General features: G+C 52.6%; 19 protein-coding genes. 16 read left to right on the top strand and 3 right to left on the bottom strand.

Annotated elements, in window-relative coordinates; all coding sequences use genetic code 11:
* The first annotated feature begins 214 nt into the window (after positions 1-214).
* Positions 215-1,123, top strand: a complete 909-nt coding sequence (gene oxyR / locus ACF8D4_RS07990) for a hydrogen peroxide-inducible genes transcriptional activator OxyR (protein ID WP_028779775.1) — start codon at positions 215-217, stop codon at positions 1,121-1,123.
* Positions 1,124-1,175: 52 nt separating this feature from the next.
* On the opposite strand, the gene ACF8D4_RS07985 is transcribed toward oxyR, so the two are convergent.
* Positions 1,176-2,258, bottom strand: a complete 1,083-nt coding sequence (locus ACF8D4_RS07985; protein WP_025010540.1) for an adenylate/guanylate cyclase domain-containing protein — start codon at positions 2,256-2,258, stop codon at positions 1,176-1,178.
* Positions 2,259-2,381: 123 nt separating this feature from the next.
* Positions 2,382-3,056: a DNA mismatch repair endonuclease MutH gene (mutH, locus tag ACF8D4_RS07980; protein WP_025010541.1), complete on the bottom strand. Its 675-nt coding sequence runs from the start codon at positions 3,054-3,056 to the stop codon at positions 2,382-2,384.
* Between the two features lie 697 nt (positions 3,057-3,753).
* Between mutH and rppH the strand changes: the two genes are divergently transcribed.
* The 10 genes from rppH to ACF8D4_RS07930 all read left to right on the top strand — a co-directional run bounded on the left by rppH (position 3,754) and on the right by ACF8D4_RS07930 (position 12,385).
* Positions 3,754-4,278, top strand: coding sequence for an RNA pyrophosphohydrolase (rppH, locus tag ACF8D4_RS07975; protein WP_096140816.1), 525 nt, complete (start codon positions 3,754-3,756; stop codon positions 4,276-4,278).
* Between the two features lie 25 nt (positions 4,279-4,303).
* Positions 4,304-6,538 (top strand): phosphoenolpyruvate--protein phosphotransferase, encoded by a 2,235-nt coding sequence (gene ptsP / locus ACF8D4_RS07970; protein ID WP_044734950.1) that lies wholly within the window; start codon positions 4,304-4,306, stop codon positions 6,536-6,538.
* Positions 6,539-6,587: 49 nt separating this feature from the next.
* Positions 6,588-7,388: a sulfite exporter TauE/SafE family protein gene (locus tag ACF8D4_RS07965; protein ID WP_044734949.1), complete on the top strand. Its 801-nt coding sequence runs from the start codon at positions 6,588-6,590 to the stop codon at positions 7,386-7,388.
* 37 nt (positions 7,389-7,425) lie between these two features.
* Positions 7,426-8,253 carry a prolipoprotein diacylglyceryl transferase gene (lgt, locus tag ACF8D4_RS07960; protein WP_044734948.1) on the top strand — a complete coding sequence of 276 codons (828 nt, stop codon included), beginning with the start codon at positions 7,426-7,428 and terminating at the stop codon, positions 8,251-8,253.
* Positions 8,253-9,047, top strand: coding sequence for a thymidylate synthase (gene thyA / locus ACF8D4_RS07955; RefSeq protein WP_301560764.1), 795 nt, complete (start codon positions 8,253-8,255; stop codon positions 9,045-9,047). Before lgt ends, thyA begins: the two co-directional genes overlap by 1 nt.
* A 116-nt stretch (positions 9,048-9,163) precedes the next feature.
* Positions 9,164-10,339: a Na+/H+ antiporter NhaA gene (gene nhaA, locus ACF8D4_RS07950; RefSeq protein WP_025010547.1), complete on the top strand. Its 1,176-nt coding sequence runs from the start codon at positions 9,164-9,166 to the stop codon at positions 10,337-10,339.
* Entirely contained in the window at positions 10,336-10,719 is a 384-nt protein-coding gene (locus tag ACF8D4_RS07945) for a hypothetical protein (protein ID WP_037474378.1), read from the top strand. Before nhaA ends, ACF8D4_RS07945 begins: the two co-directional genes overlap by 4 nt.
* Positions 10,720-10,735: 16 nt before the next feature.
* A complete protein-coding gene (nhaR, locus tag ACF8D4_RS07940; protein ID WP_025010548.1) occupies positions 10,736-11,644 on the top strand; it encodes a transcriptional activator NhaR in 909 nt (302 codons plus the stop codon).
* Between the two features lie 98 nt (positions 11,645-11,742).
* Positions 11,743-11,982: a succinate dehydrogenase assembly factor 2 gene (locus tag ACF8D4_RS07935; protein ID WP_028779782.1), complete on the top strand. Its 240-nt coding sequence runs from the start codon at positions 11,743-11,745 to the stop codon at positions 11,980-11,982.
* Positions 11,963-12,385, top strand: a complete 423-nt coding sequence (locus ACF8D4_RS07930) for a protein YgfX (protein ID WP_025010549.1) — start codon at positions 11,963-11,965, stop codon at positions 12,383-12,385. Before ACF8D4_RS07935 ends, ACF8D4_RS07930 begins: the two co-directional genes overlap by 20 nt.
* A gap of 17 nt (positions 12,386-12,402) precedes the next feature.
* Here ACF8D4_RS07930 and nadB read toward each other — a convergent pair whose 3' ends face one another.
* Positions 12,403-14,013, bottom strand: a complete 1,611-nt coding sequence (gene nadB, locus ACF8D4_RS07925; protein WP_025010550.1) for an L-aspartate oxidase — start codon at positions 14,011-14,013, stop codon at positions 12,403-12,405.
* A gap of 199 nt (positions 14,014-14,212) precedes the next feature.
* Here nadB and rpoE point away from each other — a divergent pair, with 199 nt between their 5' ends.
* The 5 genes from rpoE to lepA all read left to right on the top strand — a co-directional run bounded on the left by rpoE (position 14,213) and on the right by lepA (position 18,776).
* Positions 14,213-14,791 (top strand): RNA polymerase sigma factor RpoE, encoded by a 579-nt coding sequence (gene rpoE, locus ACF8D4_RS07920; protein WP_025010551.1) that lies wholly within the window; start codon positions 14,213-14,215, stop codon positions 14,789-14,791.
* Positions 14,792-14,815: 24 nt separating this feature from the next.
* A complete protein-coding gene (locus tag ACF8D4_RS07915; RefSeq protein WP_025887842.1) occupies positions 14,816-15,436 on the top strand; it encodes a sigma-E factor negative regulatory protein in 621 nt (206 codons plus the stop codon).
* A 9-nt stretch (positions 15,437-15,445) separates the two neighbouring features.
* Positions 15,446-16,378: a MucB/RseB C-terminal domain-containing protein gene (locus tag ACF8D4_RS07910; RefSeq protein WP_025887844.1), complete on the top strand. Its 933-nt coding sequence runs from the start codon at positions 15,446-15,448 to the stop codon at positions 16,376-16,378.
* A gap of 10 nt (positions 16,379-16,388) precedes the next feature.
* Positions 16,389-16,868, top strand: a complete 480-nt coding sequence (locus ACF8D4_RS07905; protein WP_208124981.1) for a SoxR reducing system RseC family protein — start codon at positions 16,389-16,391, stop codon at positions 16,866-16,868.
* Between the two features lie 117 nt (positions 16,869-16,985).
* Positions 16,986-18,776 (top strand): translation elongation factor 4, encoded by a 1,791-nt coding sequence (gene lepA, locus ACF8D4_RS07900; RefSeq protein WP_025010555.1) that lies wholly within the window; start codon positions 16,986-16,988, stop codon positions 18,774-18,776.
* Positions 18,777-18,989 lie beyond the last annotated feature (213 nt).

Genomic DNA, 18,989 nt, shown 5'->3' with positions numbered 1-18,989 from the left:
TACTCAGAAACTCCCGCCACTACCCCTTTTCTAATACCTGAACCTTAGCCGTCAAGGCTTGGGTTTTCTGCTATTTCCGCATCAGCAATGGATTTCTTACCTGGATGATTTATCGCCTCGGTCACACTCCTGATTTGATACTGCTGCTCGGCAGACTTTTTGTGTTAGATTAGATAGAACTTTCTAATGCATTACTCAATTGGTAATCGACAAAATGAAACACTTACCCAGTTTGAAAAACCTCTATTATCTGGTGAATCTGCATCAGGAGCAGAACTTCAACCGGGCGGCCAAGGTGTGCCATGTGAGCCAATCGACACTCTCCAGCGGGATCCAGAATCTGGAAGAGCAGTTGGGCTATCAGCTGATCGAGCGGGACCACAAGTCCTTTATGTTTACCGCTATTGGTGAAGAAGTGGTGCAGCGTTCGCTGAAGATTCTGACCGATGTCGACGATCTGGTGGAGCTGGTGAAGAACCAAGGCGCCCCCATGACAGGGGAGATTCGGCTTGGCTGTATTCCCACCATTGCCCCGTTCCTGCTGAGCCGTGTAGTTAAGCAGTGCCAGAAGTCCTATCCAGATCTGAGTCTGCTGCTCAAAGAGGACACCACAGAGCGTTTGTTGACTGCCTTGGGTAAGGGCGAGTTGGATCTGTTGTTGTTGGCTCTGCCGGCCGATACTTCCGGCTACCACAGCATGAAGGTGGGTATTGACCCTTTCAAGATGGTGGTGCACAAGGACTTGTCTGCCGACATTCATGAGCCGGTGGACTATCAGGCGCTGCCGGATGAGAGTATTTTTCTGTTGCAGAGTGAGCACTGCATTACCGGGCATGCCATCAGTGCCTGCCAGCTGGGTGACAGCGCCAAGGTCAATCCTTTCGCCGCCACCAGTCTGCATACCTTGGTACAGATGGTGAACAGTAAACTGGGCACGACTTTCCTGCCGCAGATGGCAATAGATGCAGGGATATTGAAAGACACGGATCTTGCGGTGATGAGCCCTCCAGGGGAGGCACCATTTCGTGAGATAGGCCTGGTGTGGCGTCAGACAACCAGCCGGATCCTGACCTTCAGAACTTTGGGGTTGGAGATCCAGCAACTGCTGCAGCAGCAGGTTTAGGCTTGGATTCAATCCATAACAATAAAAAACGGCCCTTTGATGGGCCGTTTTTTTATGACTGATTACCTTGTTTGGGCTTAACCCCGAAAACTTCAATGGAGTGTTGTTTTCCCTTGAGCTTGACCGGTCCCAGATTGGTGAGCTGATACTCACTGTCGTCGTTTTCCAGCCTCGCTACCAGCGCGCCGGAGAGCAGCATTCTTTGTCCTAAGGGATTACACTGATCCTGCAGTCTCGCCAAGGTGTTGAGCACGTCGCTGAAGAAACTGATCTCCTGCTTTTGCACCCCGACCACGGCAGCCACCACTTGGCCGCAGTGGGCCGCCGCCTTGAATTTGGGAACAAAGCCGTAATGCTCTTCAAAATAGCGTCGCTGCCAATTAAGCTGCTGGCTGAATTCAAAGTAGATGTTCATGCATCTGTCGTTGATGATGCCGTCTTCCAATGGCCAGTGAATGAGCACAGCGTCACCCATGTAACGATAGATCTCGGCATCATTGTTGGTGACTGTGTCGGAAAGTAAGCTGAAGCTGTCCTGGATCAGTCGACTGAAGCGGTAATCCCCCAGAGATTCGGCATGGGTGGTGGAAGCCACCATATCGAGATAGAGAAACAGTCGCTGCTCGTATCTGGGCTTATGATACTTACCCAGACCTATATTCAGCAGGATCCTTGGCCCCACCAGCAGGGCCATCTGTTCGATAAAGGCGAGCCCGACCCGTACGACCACCAGATAGATGATTAGCGCCTGAAATGAGGGGCTATAGAGGATATGCACTGTCAGCATCTGCCTCAAGGTTGCCATATGGTTCTCTATGGCCCACATATTGAGGTACTGGGTCATATAGGCCAAAGTGGTGGCGCCCAAGAGCAGAAACAGCCCTTTGAAGATGACGGAGAAGACGTAGGGCAGGCGATTGATGGCACTGAAATCGGCTATCAGGTTCGACATCCAATGCAGACTGCCGAAAATTACTCCCATGTAGGCGGCCAGGGTCGCGAGATCCGCCGAGCCGACAGCCCACTGAGGCAGCTCAGTGGTTTGGGCATAGCGAAAAAATACAAAAGCTGCCATGGCTCCCGTCCATGCCATAATGGCAAACAGAAGCTTTTTGGCCTGGCGACGCGCTCTCACGAGGTGAAATCTATCCTAAATTTAAGGGGCCTTCTCAGGATGCGCTAGTTTATAGAATATACCCCTCTGATTTCCAGTGGTAATTGTGATCTTAATCAAGGCAAGTGCGGATTAGAGTCGATATCAACCAAAAAAGCGCTCAAGTAGTCCTTTGGTGAACTGAGTCTTGAGATAAAAGCCTCTTGGGTTTGTCATCTGAATACTGCCGTCTTCGGCAATACTTTCGGTCAACACTTTGCTGTTGGCCGCCTTGGGTCTGAGCTGCAATACCTCACCGTGCCTGGCGGTGATCTTGCTGACTTTGCCCATGCTGATAAGCTCCATGATCTCTTCCCAGTCCTGGCGCAATAGCCTGTCTTCCTCAGTGCTGGGTTCCCACAGCAGCGGTGAGCCGATACGTCGAACACCCGGAGAAAGTTCTCTGTCTCCCTGAACCGGGATCCACAGTACCCGCTGCAACTTGTGATACACCAGACTCTGTTCCCAGCGCAGCCCTGAGATATTGGTCAGCGGCGCGACACAAACATAGGTGGTTTCCAGCGGCATGCCGCGCTCATCTATCGGGATACTCTTAAGCTCTACCCCAAGATGCAGGAAGTCTTGCTCAGGTTTGGAGCCCGCTGTCGCCCCCAATGCCAGTTCCAGCAGTTGTCCGGTCCAACCTTTGTCGCGGCGAAAGTCTCTGGGCACGGCTACCCCTAAGGATTTTGCGAGCTGTCCCAGCGTCAGCCCGGCGATATCGTCAGCGCGCTGCAGTAGTTGTGCCAATGAGCTTGGCGGCATGATATTGGTTTTCATGGCGCTGATTTTACCTGAGCGGCACTGGATAACAAGGTTGTACAAAAACCGACCGCCACTGTGCAAACCAAGCCAATCCCCTGTGTGCAAGTTTGTATCTTAATGTTTTTATTGGCTAAAGTGTTTTTGGTTGACCGCCGAATAATGGTTTTCCTGAGTTACTCGCCGATTTCCCCTGTGTTGCCAACAAACTTATCCACAGCATTTTGGGATAACTGAGTATTTTTGGCTTCAATAAAGCAAATAATGGTGAGTGTCAACCGGGTTTTGGCACCATTTTGGACCTTTAAGCCGAGTTTTTGTCCATGGGGTGTGAATAAAGTTTTGTGATATTGCCCGCAAGTCGGTTCTGATTACTCGTTGGTTAAAAAGTGATCTGTTGATATGATTGCTGTCGATCGCTTTCTTTTTTATATGTCTATCTTTTTGTATTTAAAATGATTTTGTTTTGATTCTTACTTTTGGGCTTAGACTGTAAGGGTTGCAAAAAACAGCGTTTCCAGAAGTTCAGTCGAGTTTCGAACAGAGATATCCACAGTTTTTGTGGATATCCACTCAAACATGGCAGAGCAGTTGTTGATAAAGTGGAAAACTCCATTTGCTTATCCAGAGAAAAAGCCGTAAATAGAGAATTGCTGCCGACGTGGGATTGTGAAACAATCGAATCATTGAAATTTATCGCTTTTTCGGAGTCCATGTGATTGACAGCGACGGTTTTCGCGCAAATGTGGGCATCATTATCTGTAACAGATTTGGCCAAGTAATGTGGGCCAGGCGTTTCGGTCAGCACTCCTGGCAGTTTCCCCAAGGGGGATTGGATGACGGTGAATCCGCTGAAGATGCCATGTATCGAGAGCTGTATGAAGAAGTAGGGCTCAGGCCGGAACATGTGCAGATACTGACATCCACCCGCTCCTGGTTGCGATACAGATTGCCAAAGCGTTTGGTGCGCCAGGACAGCAAGCCTGTCTGTATCGGCCAAAAGCAGAAATGGTTTTTGCTCCAGCTCAAGAGTCAGGACAGTGCCGTCAACTTGAATTCGTCCGGCCATCCTGAGTTCGATGACTGGCGCTGGGTAAGTTATTGGTACCCTGTGCGTCAGGTCGTATCTTTTAAACGTGACGTCTACCGTAAGGTTATGAAAGAGTTCGCCACCACGGCTCTGGCATTGCAGGCACGGGAGCCTTCACGCAGAAGGGGACGACAAAGAGCAGCAGGCTGAGGTTTGATATCGAAAGGGGGAACAGGTGTTAAACACGCTCAGGGATATTACTCAGGCAGTTGCGGCCGCAAGGGATCTTGAGGCTGCCCTTGAGCTATTGGTCGGTCAAATAAAGGCCGCCATGAGCACTCAGTGTTGTTCTATCTATATTCTGGATAAAAATGAGTTGGTCCTCTCCGCCACAGATGGCTTGGAACCCAGTGCCGTCGGCCGGGTTCGCATGCCGTTGACCGAAGGTCTGGTAGGCCTGGTTGCCGAGCGTGAAGAAGCTATCAACCTTGCCGATGCCAGAGCCCATCCCAGATTCAAACTCTTTCCCGAAGTGGCCGAAGAGGAATATCGCGCCTTTCTCGCCGCGCCCATTATCTATCAGAAACAGCTGCTTGGCGTCATAGTGGTGCAGCAGCCCAGTGCCCGTCAGTTCAGTGAAGGGGAAGAAGCCTTTCTAATGACGCTGGCGGCGCAGTTGGCCATGGCCATTCGCGGCCTCAAACAAAAAGCCAGCGTCAAGGAAGATCAGCTGCAAATCCTGTTCCAGGGCACGCCGGCCTCCAATGGTATTGCCATTGCCCATGCTTTGGTGCTGGGCGGGCAGATATCACTGGAGCAGCCGGATCAAACCGCAGCAGATATCCCCAATGAGCTTGAGCGCCTCAAGACAGCAATCGAGCGTTGCCGTAACACCCTGAGCACCCTGGCACAGCGTTTTGACCGTGAGCAGGATGAAGAGGTGGTGTCTATCTTCTCGGCGCTGCAACTCTTGCTGGAAGAGGCCAGCCTTGGGGGCGAATATCGCGATGAGGTGCTTGCGGGTTGGTGCGCCGAGTCGGCGGTCAGTCGCGTGTCTTTGCGTTACATCACCCAGTTTATGGCGATGGAAGACCCCTATCTCAAAGAGCGGGCCAGCGATATCCGTGACTTGGGGCAGAAGGTGCTGCGCCAGTTGATTGAGCCGGAACGGTTGGAGCTCAATGCCGATAAGCCGGTTATTCTGGTGACCCGTGAGGCGGATACCACCTTGCTGGCCGAGTTTCCGCGGCAAAAGTTGGCCGGGATAGTGACAGAGCTTGGCGGGGTCAACTCCCATGCCGCTATTCTGGCCCGGGCGCTGGGTGTACCGGCCATCACAGGGGTCGACCAGGTCTTGGCTGCCGACATCGACAAGAAGCTTTTGGTGCTCAATGCCACCCGCGGTCAGCTGATGGTGTCGCCGTCTCCGGCCGTGGTCGGTGAGTACCGCAGTTTATTGTCTGCCGAGAGAGCGTTGCAGCGGCAATACGCCAGAGAGCTGAACCTGCCGGCCGAGACGGTCGACGGCAAACGTATTCATCTGTATATGAACGCAGGGTTACTCAGCGGTTTGGCCTCTGAAATTGCCGAGGGCGCCGATGGTATTGGGTTGTATCGCACCGAAATCCCCTTCATGTTACAGCAGCGCTTTCCCAGCGAGTCTGAGCAGGTAAAGGTGTATCGCCAGGTGCTGGAGGCGGCGTCCGGTCGGCCCGTGGTGATGCGCACCCTGGATGTGGGCGGAGACAAACCCTTGCCTTATTTCCCCATCAAGGAGGAAAACCCATTTTTGGGCTGGCGTGGCATTCGCTTGTCGCTGGACCATCCCGAGCTGTTTCTGGTGCAAATTCGCGCCATGCTCCAGGCCAGCGGCAGCGGCGAGCAACTGCATATTTTGCTGCCCATGGTCAGTAATCTCGATGAGATAGATCAATCGCTGGAATATATCGAACAGGCTTATTCCGAGCTTAAGTCGGATGTGAACCCTGAGCTGAAAAGACCCAAGGTCGGCATTATGCTGGAGGTGCCGGCGCTGCTGTTTCAACTGGATGAAGTCGCCAAGCGTGTTGATTTTGTTTCCGTCGGCAGCAACGACCTGACCCAATATCTGTTGGCGGTAGATCGCAACAACCCCAGGGTCAGCGCCCTGTTTGACAGCTATCATCCTGGGATATTGCGTTCACTGAAACAGGCGCGGGAGACCTGCCGTCAATATGGCCTAGGTGCCAGTGTCTGTGGCGAATTGGCCGGTGAACCCGGCGGCGCTTTGCTGCTTGTCGCCATGGGCTATAACCGCCTGAGTATGAACCAGGGGAGTTTGGCCAGGATCAATTATCTGCTGCGGCGAGTGCGCAGCAGTGAACTCGAGCAGTTGTTGGCCGAGGCGCTGACACTCAGGAGCGGCAGTGAAGTGCGGCAACTGGTGCACGATTATTTGGGGCAAAGAGAGCTGGCGGCCATTCTCAATTGAACCTGCCGTGGCGGGTGTATGGAATAACAACAAGAATTAAGGAACCTCTGTGGACACATTTCTCTGGGTATTCGGTGTTTGTCTGGCGTTGGGGGCTTTTGTCGGCTTTATGGCCGGCTTGTTGGGGATAGGAGGTGGTCTTATTGTGGTGCCGGCGCTGTTGTATATTTTACCCAAGGTGGGAGTTCCCGCCGCGCAGTTGCCCCATGTTGCCATTGCCACTTCGTTGGCGGCCATCATTTTGACCTCTTTTTCATCGGCCCGCGCCCATCACAGCCACGGCAATATTCCTTGGCCACTGTTTAAATCCATGTTGCCTGGTCTGGCGCTGGGGGCCTTGTGTTCGGGGTTTATCGCCGAATTGATCCCGGCCGATGATCTGCGCCGCGCCTTTGCCGTGTTTGTAATATTAATGGCCGTCCAGATGGCATTTCCTTTTCGTCCATCGGCGAAAGAGGGCTTGCCGCCATTTCCCGTTTTACTCATAGTCTCGGCGATTATTGCCATTATTGCCGCCTTGATGGGCATTGGTGGTGGGGTGCTTTTGGTGCCTTTCCTCACCTGGTGTGGGCTGCAGATGCGTCAGGCGGTGGGTTTTTCATCGGCTACCGGCCTTATCATCGCCCTTTGGGGGAGTTTAGGGTATGTTATCGCAGGCTGGAACGCCCCGGATATGCCAAGCGGCACTCTGGGATACGTTTACCTGCCGGCTTTGGTGGGCATTATTGCCTCCTCAATGTTGGTGGCGCCGCTGGGTGTAAAAGCGGCCAGCACTTTGCCGACGCCGGTATTGAAGAAAATATTTGCACTTTTATTGGTTGTTGTGGGTCTTAAACTTATCCTGGCCTGATCTGCGCCGTCGTTAATTTAGGAATCGTCTTTCTGTTATGGCTTTAGAATTTCCCAATATTGATCCTGTGATCGTCTCTTTTGGCCCCTTTGAGCTGTTCGGCCAGACTTTTGAACCGGCATTGCGTTGGTATGGTTTCATGTACCTGCTGGGCTTTTTGGCCGCTATGATACTGCTCAACCGTATGGCTGACAGATCCAAAGGGTTATGGAGCCGCGAACAGGTATCGGATCTGCTGTTTTACGCTTTTCTCGGGGTGATCCTGGGGGGCCGCATAGGTTATGTGCTCTTCTACCATCTGGATTTCTTTATTGCAGACCCCTTGTACCTATTCAAGATCAGTGAAGGTGGCATGTCTTTCCACGGCGGTTTGATGGGGGTTATTCTGGCCATGCTCTACATCGCCTGGAAACAGAAGCGCAGCTTCTTCGCGGTGGCCGATATGGTGGCTCCAGTGGTGCCTATCGGTTTGGGCGCTGGGCGTCTGGGTAACTTTATCAATGGTGAACTCTGGGGCCGGGTAACTGATGTGCCTTGGGCCATGGTGTTTCCTTCAGGTGGCCCCGAGCCTCGTCACCCTTCGCAGCTGTATCAATTTGCCCTCGAAGGGGTAGCGCTGTTTATTTTGCTGCAATGGTTCAGCAGACGCAGTCCCAAGACAGGAGCCGTGTCTGGGATGTTTTTGCTCGGCTATGGTATCTTCCGCTGCATAGTGGAAACGGTCAGACAGCCGGATGCCCAACTCGGGCTTTATTTGGGCTTTTTGACCATGGGACAGATACTGTCAGTGCCCATGATCCTCTTTGGACTCTATCTGTTAATGCGTAATGCGCCGCAGGCCGGCGTGGTGAAGGACAAGCAGTAATGCAGCAATATCTTGATTTAATGCAACATATTTTAGATTCCGGTACCGATAAGAATGACCGTACCGGCACGGGAACCCGCTCTGTATTTGGCTACCAGATGCGTTTTGACCTCAGTAAGGGGTTCCCCTTGGTGACCACCAAGAAATGCCATCTGCGCTCCATCATCCATGAGCTGCTCTGGTTCCTGAAAGGGGACACCAATGTTGCCTATCTGCATGAAAACAAAGTGACGATTTGGGATGAGTGGGCCGATGAGTTCGGTAATCTGGGGCCGGTTTACGGCGCTCAGTGGCGCAGTTGGCCAACACCCGATGGTGGTCATATCGATCAGATCACTCAGGTGATAGAGCAGATCAAGGCGCAACCTGACTCCAGACGTTTGATTGTCTCGGCCTGGAATGTCTCCGAGCTCGACAAGATGGCGCTGGCACCTTGTCATGCCTTCTTCCAGTTTTATGTAGCCGATGGAAAGTTGTCCTGTCAGCTGTATCAGCGCAGCTGTGATGTATTCCTGGGACTGCCGTTCAATATCGCCAGCTACGCCTTGTTGACCATGATGGTAGCGCAACAGTGTGGCCTCGAATTGGGCGATTTTGTCTGGACCGGCGGTGATACCCATCTTTACTCCAATCATATGGAGCAAACGGCGCTGCAACTCAGCCGTGAGCCCAAGCCTTTGCCGCAAATGAAAATAACCCGTAAACCTGAATCAATTTTTGACTACCGATTCGAAGATTTCGAGTTGTCCGGTTACGAACCTCATCCTCATATTAAGGCGCCTGTCGCTATCTAAACCGGGTTTTTCGTGGAATACTTCGCATATCTCGAGGTATTCCTTAGAAACTTTCGATTATACTTACTTAAATCCATCTACTACACTCAAATCAATTATGTTTTTGGGAGTTTAGTATGGAAAAGGCACTTCGGAATTTCCTGAGCCAGGAATCTGCCGGCGGTATTTTGTTATTGATTGCTGTAGCTTTGGCTATGGTCCTGGCTAATTCACCGCTTTCCGGCCTCTATCAAGGTTTTCTGGATACCCCGATGCAGTTGCGTCTCGGGGCCCTGGATATCAACAAGCCCTTGCTGCTGTGGATCAACGATGGTCTGATGGCGCTGTTCTTTCTCTTGATTGGTCTGGAAGTCAAACGTGAGTTGCTGGAGGGGGCACTGTCCAGTGTTTCCAAGGCATCTCTGCCAACCTTTGCCGCTATAGGTGGTATGGTTGTTCCGGCCGCTATCTATCTGCTGTTCAATGCCAATGATCCTGTGACTCAGGGGGGCTGGGCGATTCCGGCCGCGACTGATATCGCCTTTGCGCTGGGGATCATGGCACTTTTGGGTAACCGGGTTCCCGTGGCGCTCAAGGTGTTTTTGCTGGCGCTGGCAATCATAGATGACCTGGGTGTAATCGTTATTATTGCGCTGTTCTATAGCAGTGATCTATCCATGATCAGCCTCTTGATTGCCGCCGCTGCCGTCATAGGTTTGGTTACCTTGAACCGCCGCGGTGTGACCGCGCTTGGAGCCTATGGCGTACTGGGGGCCATTCTCTGGGTCGCCGTACTCAAGTCCGGGGTTCATGCCACTTTGGCCGGGGTGATCATCGCCTTCTGTATTCCGCTGCGCGACAAGCAAGGTGGTTCACCGTCAGAGCACCTGGAGCATGCGCTGCACCCCTGGAGCACCTTCCTGATCCTGCCGGTATTTGCCTTTGCCAACGCCGGGGTAGCCTTGGGGGGCATGTCGCTGGAAAGCCTGGTATCGCCTGTACCTCTGGGTATTGCATTGGGTCTGTTGCTCGGTAAGCCGATTGGTGTGGTGTTGTTCAGTTTTATTGCGGTTAAGTTGCGTCTGGCTGAGTTGCCTGAGGGCATTGCCTGGCGCCATATCATGCCTGTGGCTGTGATGTGCGGTATAGGATTTACCATGTCGATGTTTATTGCCTCTCTGGCATTTGAGCATGGTGGCGTTGTCTATAGCGATTTGGCCAGGTTGGGGATCCTGATCGGATCTATGTTGGCGGCAGTCGTGGGCTATTTCTGGCTGTCAAAAGTGTTACCTGAAAAAGGAGAAAAGGAATGAAAACAAGCATAATGGCCGGACTCATTCTGGCGGGCTTAGCCCCTTTGGCTCAGGCGTCACAGATAGAAGCCTGTATTGCAGACAAGGAAGCAGCCCTGTGTCAGAGTTACCTCGAAGGCGTTGTTGATGGTGCCCTCATGTATAAGCCACAAGCGGTAGGCGCTCGCCTGGACAGCAACGGCTATGAAGCCCGCGCCCTTAAGTATCGGGGAGGAAAGCGCTTTCAGGAAGCCAATCGCAAGTATTGCCTGGACAGGATCCCGGATAGGGATCAACTGGTACAGGGTATCAGCGAAGCCTTTGAAAGCGGTGAGGTCAAGGATATAGATACACTACAGCTTGCCGTAAATAATTTGCTGGACTGTCAGCGTTTGAAGTAAGGAGTCGGGGCAGCCTATGTCTCATTTGAACTACAACCACCTGTATTATTTTTGGATGGTGCATAAGCAAGGCTCAGTGACCAAGGCTGCCGAGACACTCTGTTTAACTCCCCAAACCATTACCGGCCAGATAAGGACGCTGGAAGAAAGGCTCAAGGGGAGTCTGTTCAAGCGGGTGGGGCGCAACCTGGCCCCTACTGAATTGGGCGAGCTGGTGTTTCGTTACGCCGACAAAATGTTCAGCCTCTCTTATGAGATGCTTGATGTGCTCAACTATCGCAAGGATGAATCCATCCTGTTTGAGGTGGGTATTGCCGATGCTCTCTCCAAGGCGTTGGCCAGTCGGGTGCTGATGTCGGTGATCCCGGCCAACAGTTCCATGCACCTGGCCTGTTATGAGGCAACCCACGAAAGCCTGATGGCCAGGCTCAGGGAGCATAAACTGGATATGATACTGTCGGACTGCGCCGGTGAGTCTCTCAAGTATCCGGAAATTCTCTCCAAGAAGTTGGGGGAGTGCGGTATTGCCTTCTTCTCGGCGCAGGAGTTTAAAAGTGGCTTTCCCGAGTGTCTGGAAGAGGGGCCCTTGCTGATCCCCAGCCGGCGTACTTCTCTGGGCCAGCAACTCTATCGCTGGTTTGATGAGAAACGCCTTAATGTCAAGATTCTCGGTGAGTTTGACGATGCGGCTATGATGAAGGCCTTTGGCTATTTCCGTAAGGGGATATTTGTCGCCCCCTCCATCTATCAGCAAGATATTCTCGAGCACAACATACGTCTGCTCGGTGAAACCATGGAGATCAAAGAGGAATATCATGTGATGTTCGCCGAGCGGATGATCCAGCATCCGGCGGTGCAGCGCTTGCTGGAAACCGATTTTGGTGACTTGTTCGCCGGTCGTGACCTTCAGGTGCAGCAGTTCTGATACGGGTGGATGATTAAGGCGGATATTCGACAGCGCAGACGCCAGAATGTAAACTTGCGACAAAATTCTTGATTGGAGCATGATAGGTGTCTGACTTGATGAGTACCCCCAGAGTTAAGTGGGCATGTCGCCGTGGTATGCTGGAGCTTGATGTACTGTTTCAACCCTTTGTGGAACAGCATTACGAGACTCTGAGCCCTGAGGATAAGGCCTTATTTGTTCGTCTGCTTGAGTGTGAAGATCCTGAGCTCTTTGCCTGGTTTATGGGGCATGAGCAATGTCCGGATCCGCAACTGGCACAGATGGTAGTGCGCGTTCGTGGCCGGGCAGCGCCATAGGTTTCAACTCAGTTCTTCCTTCAGCCAGTATCTGAGTCTGACGGTGCTGGCTGCTATTTGCCTGAGCAGCTTTCTTGCCTGGCCGGCGCTGGATTATCCTTTCTATTTATTGTTCAAATACCTATGTTTACTGCTAATGCTGGCAGGCTTTGGCCTTGCGCTGTGGCGTTTGCGCTGCTGGCAACTCTGTTTCTGGCTTAATGAATTGGGTGAAGGACAGTTCGAACCCGGTTCGAGTTTCGAACTTAGTGGCAGACCTTGGGTCAGCCCCTTTGTGGTGACTTTTACCTATCAGGGGGAGGATAACTACGGGCGTTGCTGGCTGTTTGCCGATATGTTTGACGACACAGACTATCGTCACCTGTGTCGTCTATTGTTGCAGCGCTCAAAGTCCGCTAACTGAACTCATTCCCGCCCAAGTTATTCAGGTTGCAGAATGGTCGGCTGCGGATTCTCCAGTTTCTGCGGATGATCGATATTACAGTGCAGGCCGCGGCTTTCCTTGCGGGCCATGGCGCAGCGGATGATCAACTCGGCCACTTGCACCAGGTTGCGCAATTCCAGCAGGTTGTTGCTGACGTGGAAGTTGCTGTAATACTCCTGGATCTCCTGTTGCAGCATGGCGCAGCGGCGCAGGGCACGCTCCAAACGCTTGTCTGAGCGCACAATCCCCACATAGTCCCACATAAAGAGTCTCAGCTCGTGCCAGTTGTGGGCAATAACCACTTCTTCATCCGAGTTACATACTTGGCTTTCATCCCAGGCCGGGATATTGCCGGGCATGGCAATTTTACCTAGCTGGCTTTGAATATCGGTCGAAGCGGCGCGGGCGAATACCAGACACTCCAGCAAGGAGTTACTCGCCAGGCGGTTGGCACCGTGCAGTCCGGTATAAGCCACCTCACCTATGGCATAGAGGCCATTGAGATCTGTCTGACCGTGAAAATCTGTCATTACCCCGCCGCAGGTATAGTGAGCGGCAGGCACCACAGGGATAGGTTCCTTGGTGATATCTATCCCTAAGTCCAGGCAGCGCTGGTAAATGGTGGGGAAATGCTTGATGACAAATTCCGGGTCCTTGTGGCTGATATCCAGATAGACGCAATCGGCACCGAGGCGCTTCATTTCATAGTCTATGGCCCTGGCTACTATGTCTCTGGGCGCCAGTTCGGCGCGTTCATCAAAGTCAGGCATAAAGCGACTGCCATCGGGACGGCGCAGATAGGCGCCTTCACCACGCAAAGCTTCTGTCAGCAGGAAATTGCGGGCATCTGAATGATATAGACAGGTTGGGTGGAACTGATTGAATTCCATGTTGGCCACCCGGCAACCGGCACGCCAGGCCATGGCAATACCATCGCCACTGGCGATATCCGGGTTTGAGGTGTACTGGTAAACCTTGGAACTGCCGCCGGTCGCCAGGGCGACAAACTTGGCCTTGATGGTTTCAACCTGCTCAAGGTTACGGTTCCAGACATAGGCGCCCAATACCCGGTTGCCCGGACGGCCCAGTTTACGGGTGGTGATCAAATCTATGGCGTTGTAACGCTCAAGTACCAGAATATTGGGGTGTGCCTGGGCCATCTCCTGCAGTGTGGTCTGTACCTCTTTGCCGGTGGCATCGGCGGCGTGCAGAATACGCCTGTGGCTGTGGCCGCCTTCGCGGGTTAGATGGTAGGCGCTGTCATTGATGCTGCCATCGGGATTTTCTTCCTTATCGAAGGCAACACCGCATTCAATCAGCCATTGCATGGCGGCGCGGGCATTTTCGGCGGTGTAGGTTACCACGGCTTCATCACAGAGTCCGGCGCCGGCGACCAAGGTGTCGGCCACATGGGATTCTATGGTATCCTCCTCGTCGAAAACCGAGGCTATGCCCCCTTGGGCATAATAGGTTGAGCCTTCGTTGAGAGGACCTTTGGAGAGTAAAATGACTTTGGTTTTTTCAGCCAGGTGAAGGGCGAGAGTCAAGCCCGCTGCACCACTGCCTATGACCAGGACGTCAGATTGGTGTTCAACTACTTGTTTCATCGGGTATCATGAGATGTGACTGGGGGTTCGGTTATGGTAAACCAACTCGCAAGGGATGGATACAACCCAGCTCAGGATATTCACAGTACATTTTTTGCAAAACATCAGAACTTTTTCGAAGCACGCTAGTCTACATAAGTGAATATGATTCGAGCGACTGAGAAATCAGCATTATAAGATTTGGGAGAAGTCGGCTCGGATGAGTGGACAAACAAGTGATCAACAACTGGTTGAGCGCGTACAACGTGGCGATAAAAACGCTTTTAACCTGCTGGTGCAAAAGTACCAGAGTAAGGTCATCAACCTGATATCCCGTTATGTACGGAATCAGGCCGATGTAGCAGACGTGGCGCAAGAGGCTTTTATTAAGGCTTATCGGGCGTTACCTAATTTCCGCGGTGAGAGTGCCTTTTATACCTGGTTGTACCGAATAGCAGTAAATACGGCCAAGAATCATCTGGTGTCACAGGGGCGCAGAACACCTGCGAACGATGTTGATGCCGATGAAGCCGAATTTTACGATGGCAGTGATGCCCTGAAAGAGTTCGCCTCTCCTGAGCGGTTGATGCTTTCAGACGAGATAAAGAAGACTGTCTTCGACACTCTCGAATCGCTGCCGGAAGAGTTAAAGATGGCTATCTCCTTGCGTGAGCTTGATGGTATGAGCTACGAGGATATTGCCAATGTGATGGATTGCCCTGTAGGTACTGTGAGATCCCGTATCTTTCGTGCCCGGGAAGCCATAGACAAGAAGCTCCAGCCTTTGCTGGAAAGATGATCCTTTAATAGAGACAGGTGAGTAATGGATAAATTAGGTCAGGAGTGGGTTTCTGCGGCAGTGGACGGCGAAACCGACGCTCAGACGCTGGCAGAACTGGCTGGTGACACTGCTTCTCACGACAAGTGGCGTAACTATCATCTTATCGGTGATGCCATGCGTGGCGAGTTACCTTCCGCTATCCCCTTGGATCTGTCCGCCAGTATTGCGGCCGCTATCGACAAGGAGCCGGCGATTGTCGCACCTGTCACCTCAACCCAGGTATCTGTGGCCGATGAGCCTCAGCGTCAGATTGCCAGCGGTGCTAGAGTGATCCCCATGTTCAAGCAGTTTGGCCAGTATGCGATTGCTGCCACCGTTGCCATGGTTGCCATTGTTGGTGTTCAGAACTACAACCAGTCACCTGAAAGCCAGGATCCTGCATCCCCTGTGCTTATTACCCGTCCTTTGGTGGGCAGCGCCTCACCGGTTAGCCTGCAAACCGGGCCGGTTCAGCAGCCACAGGGCTATACCAATGAGCAGTTGATTGAGCAACGTCGCAGGATCAACAGCTATATTCAGGATCATATGTTGCAACAGAGATTGAATGCCGGTGTGGTTATGGATAACAATAATGAGGTCGTTCCTGTTCCTATGAATCGTTAAGGAAATCTCTTGCGCCTTTTCCTCCTGGCCATTCTGGCCTTTGCAGTACCTGCCTTCGCGCAGGATGATATGTCCGCCAAAGCCTGGCTTGAAAAAATGAGTCAGGCTCTGCGCGAAAAAGAATACAAGATTTCTCTCATCCAACTTCAGGCCGATAATATTCGGCCTTTGGTATACCTGCACGGTAAAGTCAACGGCGAGGAAGTGGCCTTTCTCGAACACCTCAATGGTCCGCCAAAGAATGCCGTTCGTGTCGGCAATACAGTGACCTTTATAGAACACGAACAGCCCGCCTACAGCATCAAAGCCAAGCGTATTCAAGGGGTGATGCCGGCAGCCTTCTTCGGTGACAGTGGCGACCTCGAAGCCGGGTACCAACTGGTGCTGGGTGGCCGCAGTCGTATTGCCGGACGTCCTGGACAGATGGTTCGCATTTTACCCAATGATGAATATCGCTATGGTTTCCAGGTGTGGATGGATATGGAAACCTTTCTGCCGCTGCGCTATGACATGCTGAATCAGGACAAGCAGTTGTTGGAGCAGTTGTTGGTCATTGAATTGATAGAACTGCAGGAAACCGCACCTCTGCTGGTGGAAGCCTACAAGCAGGAATGGCCGGCGGTGATGAATCCATCAGAGCGGGAAGATGGCCAGAACTGGCAATTTGATTGGCTGCCGCCCGGTTTTCAGGTGGTGGTTCGCGATCACCATCGCCTGATAGGCAGTCATGAGCCGGTGGAATACATTGCCCTCACCGATGGCCTCAGCAATATCTCTGTCTATGTTGCCCGCGCCGGTGATGCGCCCATGCCGGAAGAACTGATGACCCGTAATGGCCTTTCCATGGCGGCTGACCGAGTCGGTAACCTGGAAGTGGTTGCAGTCGGTAAGGTGCCGACACAAACGCTTATCCGTATCGCTTCGGGCCTAAGGCTGGAGTGAGGACAGGGTTATGATGGAACAGGTGGCTAAGGTCATAGGTACAGACAGTGATGGTTGGGTCAAGGTGCAGGTGGAGTTGAAGAGCGCCTGCAATCACTGTTCCAGCAGCGAATCCTGCGGCACTTCGGCAGTTGCCAAGGCGTTTGGCAGTCGGTTGCAGGAGTTTTCCCTGCCCAGCACTGAAACTTATCCCGAAGGCACTTTGCTGCGTTTGGGCTTGCCGGAAAGCGTAGTGCTCAAGGCGGCTCTGCTGGTTTACATGCTGCCTTTGGCCGGGTTGTTTCTGGGCGGGTTATTGGGGCGCTTTGTTGCCTCGCTCGCCGGGTTCAGTACAGATGGCGGCGCCATATCCATGGCGATCGCCTTTGCCTTGCTGGCTTGGCTACTGGGCAAGTCTCAGGCACGCAGGATTGAAAACCGGGCTCAACCCGTCATTCTCGCCAATCTTGGCCAAGCCATGGAGAGCGCTTCAGAAACTCACTGCCACTAATCCTGTCCTTCCCACAAAGGCTCAAAGTGTGAATCTAATTGGTATTGGCCCAGCAATCGGGTACAATTTCGCACCTTTGAGCACAGTCTCCCATTAGAATTTAGTCATTGCAGCATAATGAAACATATTAGAAACTTTTCGATTATTGCCCATATCGACCATGGCAAATCTACCCTCTCAGATCGCCTGATCCAGGTTTGTGGCGGCTTAACCGACCGTGAAATGGCTGCTCAGGTGCTGGATTCAATGGATCTGGAGCGCGAACGCGGTATCACCATCAAGGCCCAGAGCGTTACACTCGACTATAAGGCAAAAGACGGTGAAACTTATCAGCTGAACTTCATCGATACCCCAGGGCACGTTGACTTCTCCTATGAAGTTTCCCGCTCGCTGGCGGCTTGTGAAGGAGCCTTGCTGGTGGTTGATGCTGGTCAAGGGGTTGAGGCCCAGACACTGGCGAACTGTTATACCGCGCTGGAAATGGATCTGGATGTCGTTCCTGTACTCAACAAGATTGACCTGCCTCAGGCTGAGCCCGAGCGGGTTGCGGCCGAGATTGAAGACATAGTCGGCATTGAAGCTAAAGACGCTGTACGCTGCTCTGCCAAGACTGGTGTTGGCATAGACGAAGTGCTGGAAACCATAGTGGCACAAATTCCGCCACCGGAAGGTGATCCGGAAGGGCCGCTGCAGGCTCTGATCGTCGACTCCTGGTTCGACAGCTACCAAGGGGTTGTGTCTCTGGTGCGGATCAAGAACGGCGTGCTCAAGAAGGGCGATAAGTTCAAGGTCATGAGCACAGGCCAGACTTACAACGCCGACAAGGTGGGGATCTTCACACCCAAGCAGACAGAAAAAACTGAACTGAGAACCGGTGAAGTAGGTTTTATCATCGCCGGTATCAAGGAGATCCACGGTGCCCCTGTGGGGGATACCCTGACCCATGCCAAACACGGCGCAGACAAGCCTCTGCCTGGCTTCAAGAAAGTGAAGCCTCAGGTGTACGCTGGTGTGTTCCCCATCTCTACCGACGACTATGAAAGCTTCCGTGATGCGCTGAATAAGTTGAGTCTGAACGATGCTTCACTGCAGTTTGAGCCGGAAAACTCCACCGCCTTGGGCTTTGGTTTCCGTATCGGTTATCTGGGACTCCTGCACATGGAGATCATCCAGGAGCGATTGGAGCGGGAATATGACCTGGATCTGATCACCACGGCACCGACTGTGGAATATGAAGTTGAACTGACCAATGGCGATGTTGTCTATGTGGATAACCCATCCGAGTTGCCGGCGCTCAACTATATCGAAGAGATGCGTGAGCCTATCGTCGAAGCCAATATTCTGGTGCCCAAAGATTACCTGGGCAACGTGATCACTCTGTGTGTTGAAAAGCGCGGTGTGCAGAAGAATATGGTTTACCACGGCAACCAGGTAGCACTGACCTATCATATTCCGGCGGCCGAAGTCGTGATGGACTTCTTTGACAGGCTTAAGTCCACCAGTCGTGGCTATGCTTCGCTCGAGTACAATTTTGTCTACTTCCAGGCGGCCGACATGGTGCGTTTGGATGTGTTGATCAACGGCGACAGAGTCGATGCACTGGCGATGATCATCCACAGGGGCAACATACGCCACCGTGGTATCGCCCTGGTGGAGAAGATGAAAGAGCTGATCCCGCGGCAGATGTTTGATATTGCAATCCAAGCCGCAGTGGGCAGTCAGATTGTGGCCCGTTCGACCGTGAAAGCACTGCGTAAAGACGTAACCGCCAAGTGTTACGGTGGTGACGTTTCCCGGAAGAAGAAACTGCTGCAGAAGCAGAAAGAAGGTAAGAAACGGATGAAGCAGCTCGGTAACGTGGAAGTTCCACAGGAAGCCTTCCTGGCGGTATTGAAACTGAACGAGTGATCCTGTGGCGCCTCGGCGCCCTGGATAGCAACATCTCATTTGCGCCGCATTTTGCGGCGCTTTAGTTAGTTTAAGGGGAGACCTGTCCCTGGAACGGCAAATATGGGTAAACTAACTAAGGAAGGTGCGAACAAGTCCTCGTGGCACTCTGGCTTACACAGCAATTGGCGTTCAAGGCATCTGACTGAAGGCATGCCGGGGCCTGCCAAAGGC

It is taken from the genome of Shewanella sp. YQ_9 (genome assembly GCF_043103185.1).
Classification (GTDB): domain Bacteria; phylum Pseudomonadota; class Gammaproteobacteria; order Enterobacterales; family Shewanellaceae; genus Shewanella; species Shewanella algae.
The sequence above is the reverse complement of the archived record's forward strand: the minus strand, read 5'-3'. Positions and strand labels throughout refer to the sequence as shown.

What these genes read in the sequence shown, in the direction of transcription:
- nadB (WP_025010550.1), bottom strand. Translation starts at nt 14,013, where the DNA reads ATGAAACAAGTAGTTGAACACCAATCTGACGTCCTGGTCATAGGCAGT.
- thyA (WP_301560764.1), top strand. Translation starts at nt 8,253, where the DNA reads ATGCAGCAATATCTTGATTTAATGCAACATATTTTAGATTCCGGTACC.
- lepA (WP_025010555.1), top strand. Translation starts at nt 16,986, where the DNA reads ATGAAACATATTAGAAACTTTTCGATTATTGCCCATATCGACCATGGC.
- nhaA (WP_025010547.1), top strand. Translation starts at nt 9,164, where the DNA reads ATGGAAAAGGCACTTCGGAATTTCCTGAGCCAGGAATCTGCCGGCGGT.
- ACF8D4_RS07945 (WP_037474378.1), top strand. Translation starts at nt 10,336, where the DNA reads ATGAAAACAAGCATAATGGCCGGACTCATTCTGGCGGGCTTAGCCCCT.
- lgt (WP_044734948.1), top strand. Translation starts at nt 7,426, where the DNA reads ATGGCTTTAGAATTTCCCAATATTGATCCTGTGATCGTCTCTTTTGGC.
- ACF8D4_RS07935 (WP_028779782.1), top strand. Translation starts at nt 11,743, where the DNA reads ATGAGTACCCCCAGAGTTAAGTGGGCATGTCGCCGTGGTATGCTGGAG.
- ACF8D4_RS07905 (WP_208124981.1), top strand. Translation starts at nt 16,389, where the DNA reads ATGATGGAACAGGTGGCTAAGGTCATAGGTACAGACAGTGATGGTTGG.
- rpoE (WP_025010551.1), top strand. Translation starts at nt 14,213, where the DNA reads ATGAGTGGACAAACAAGTGATCAACAACTGGTTGAGCGCGTACAACGT.
- mutH (WP_025010541.1), bottom strand. Translation starts at nt 3,056, where the DNA reads ATGAAAACCAATATCATGCCGCCAAGCTCATTGGCACAACTACTGCAG.
- oxyR (WP_028779775.1), top strand. Translation starts at nt 215, where the DNA reads ATGAAACACTTACCCAGTTTGAAAAACCTCTATTATCTGGTGAATCTG.
- nhaR (WP_025010548.1), top strand. Translation starts at nt 10,736, where the DNA reads ATGTCTCATTTGAACTACAACCACCTGTATTATTTTTGGATGGTGCAT.
- ACF8D4_RS07915 (WP_025887842.1), top strand. Translation starts at nt 14,816, where the DNA reads ATGGATAAATTAGGTCAGGAGTGGGTTTCTGCGGCAGTGGACGGCGAA.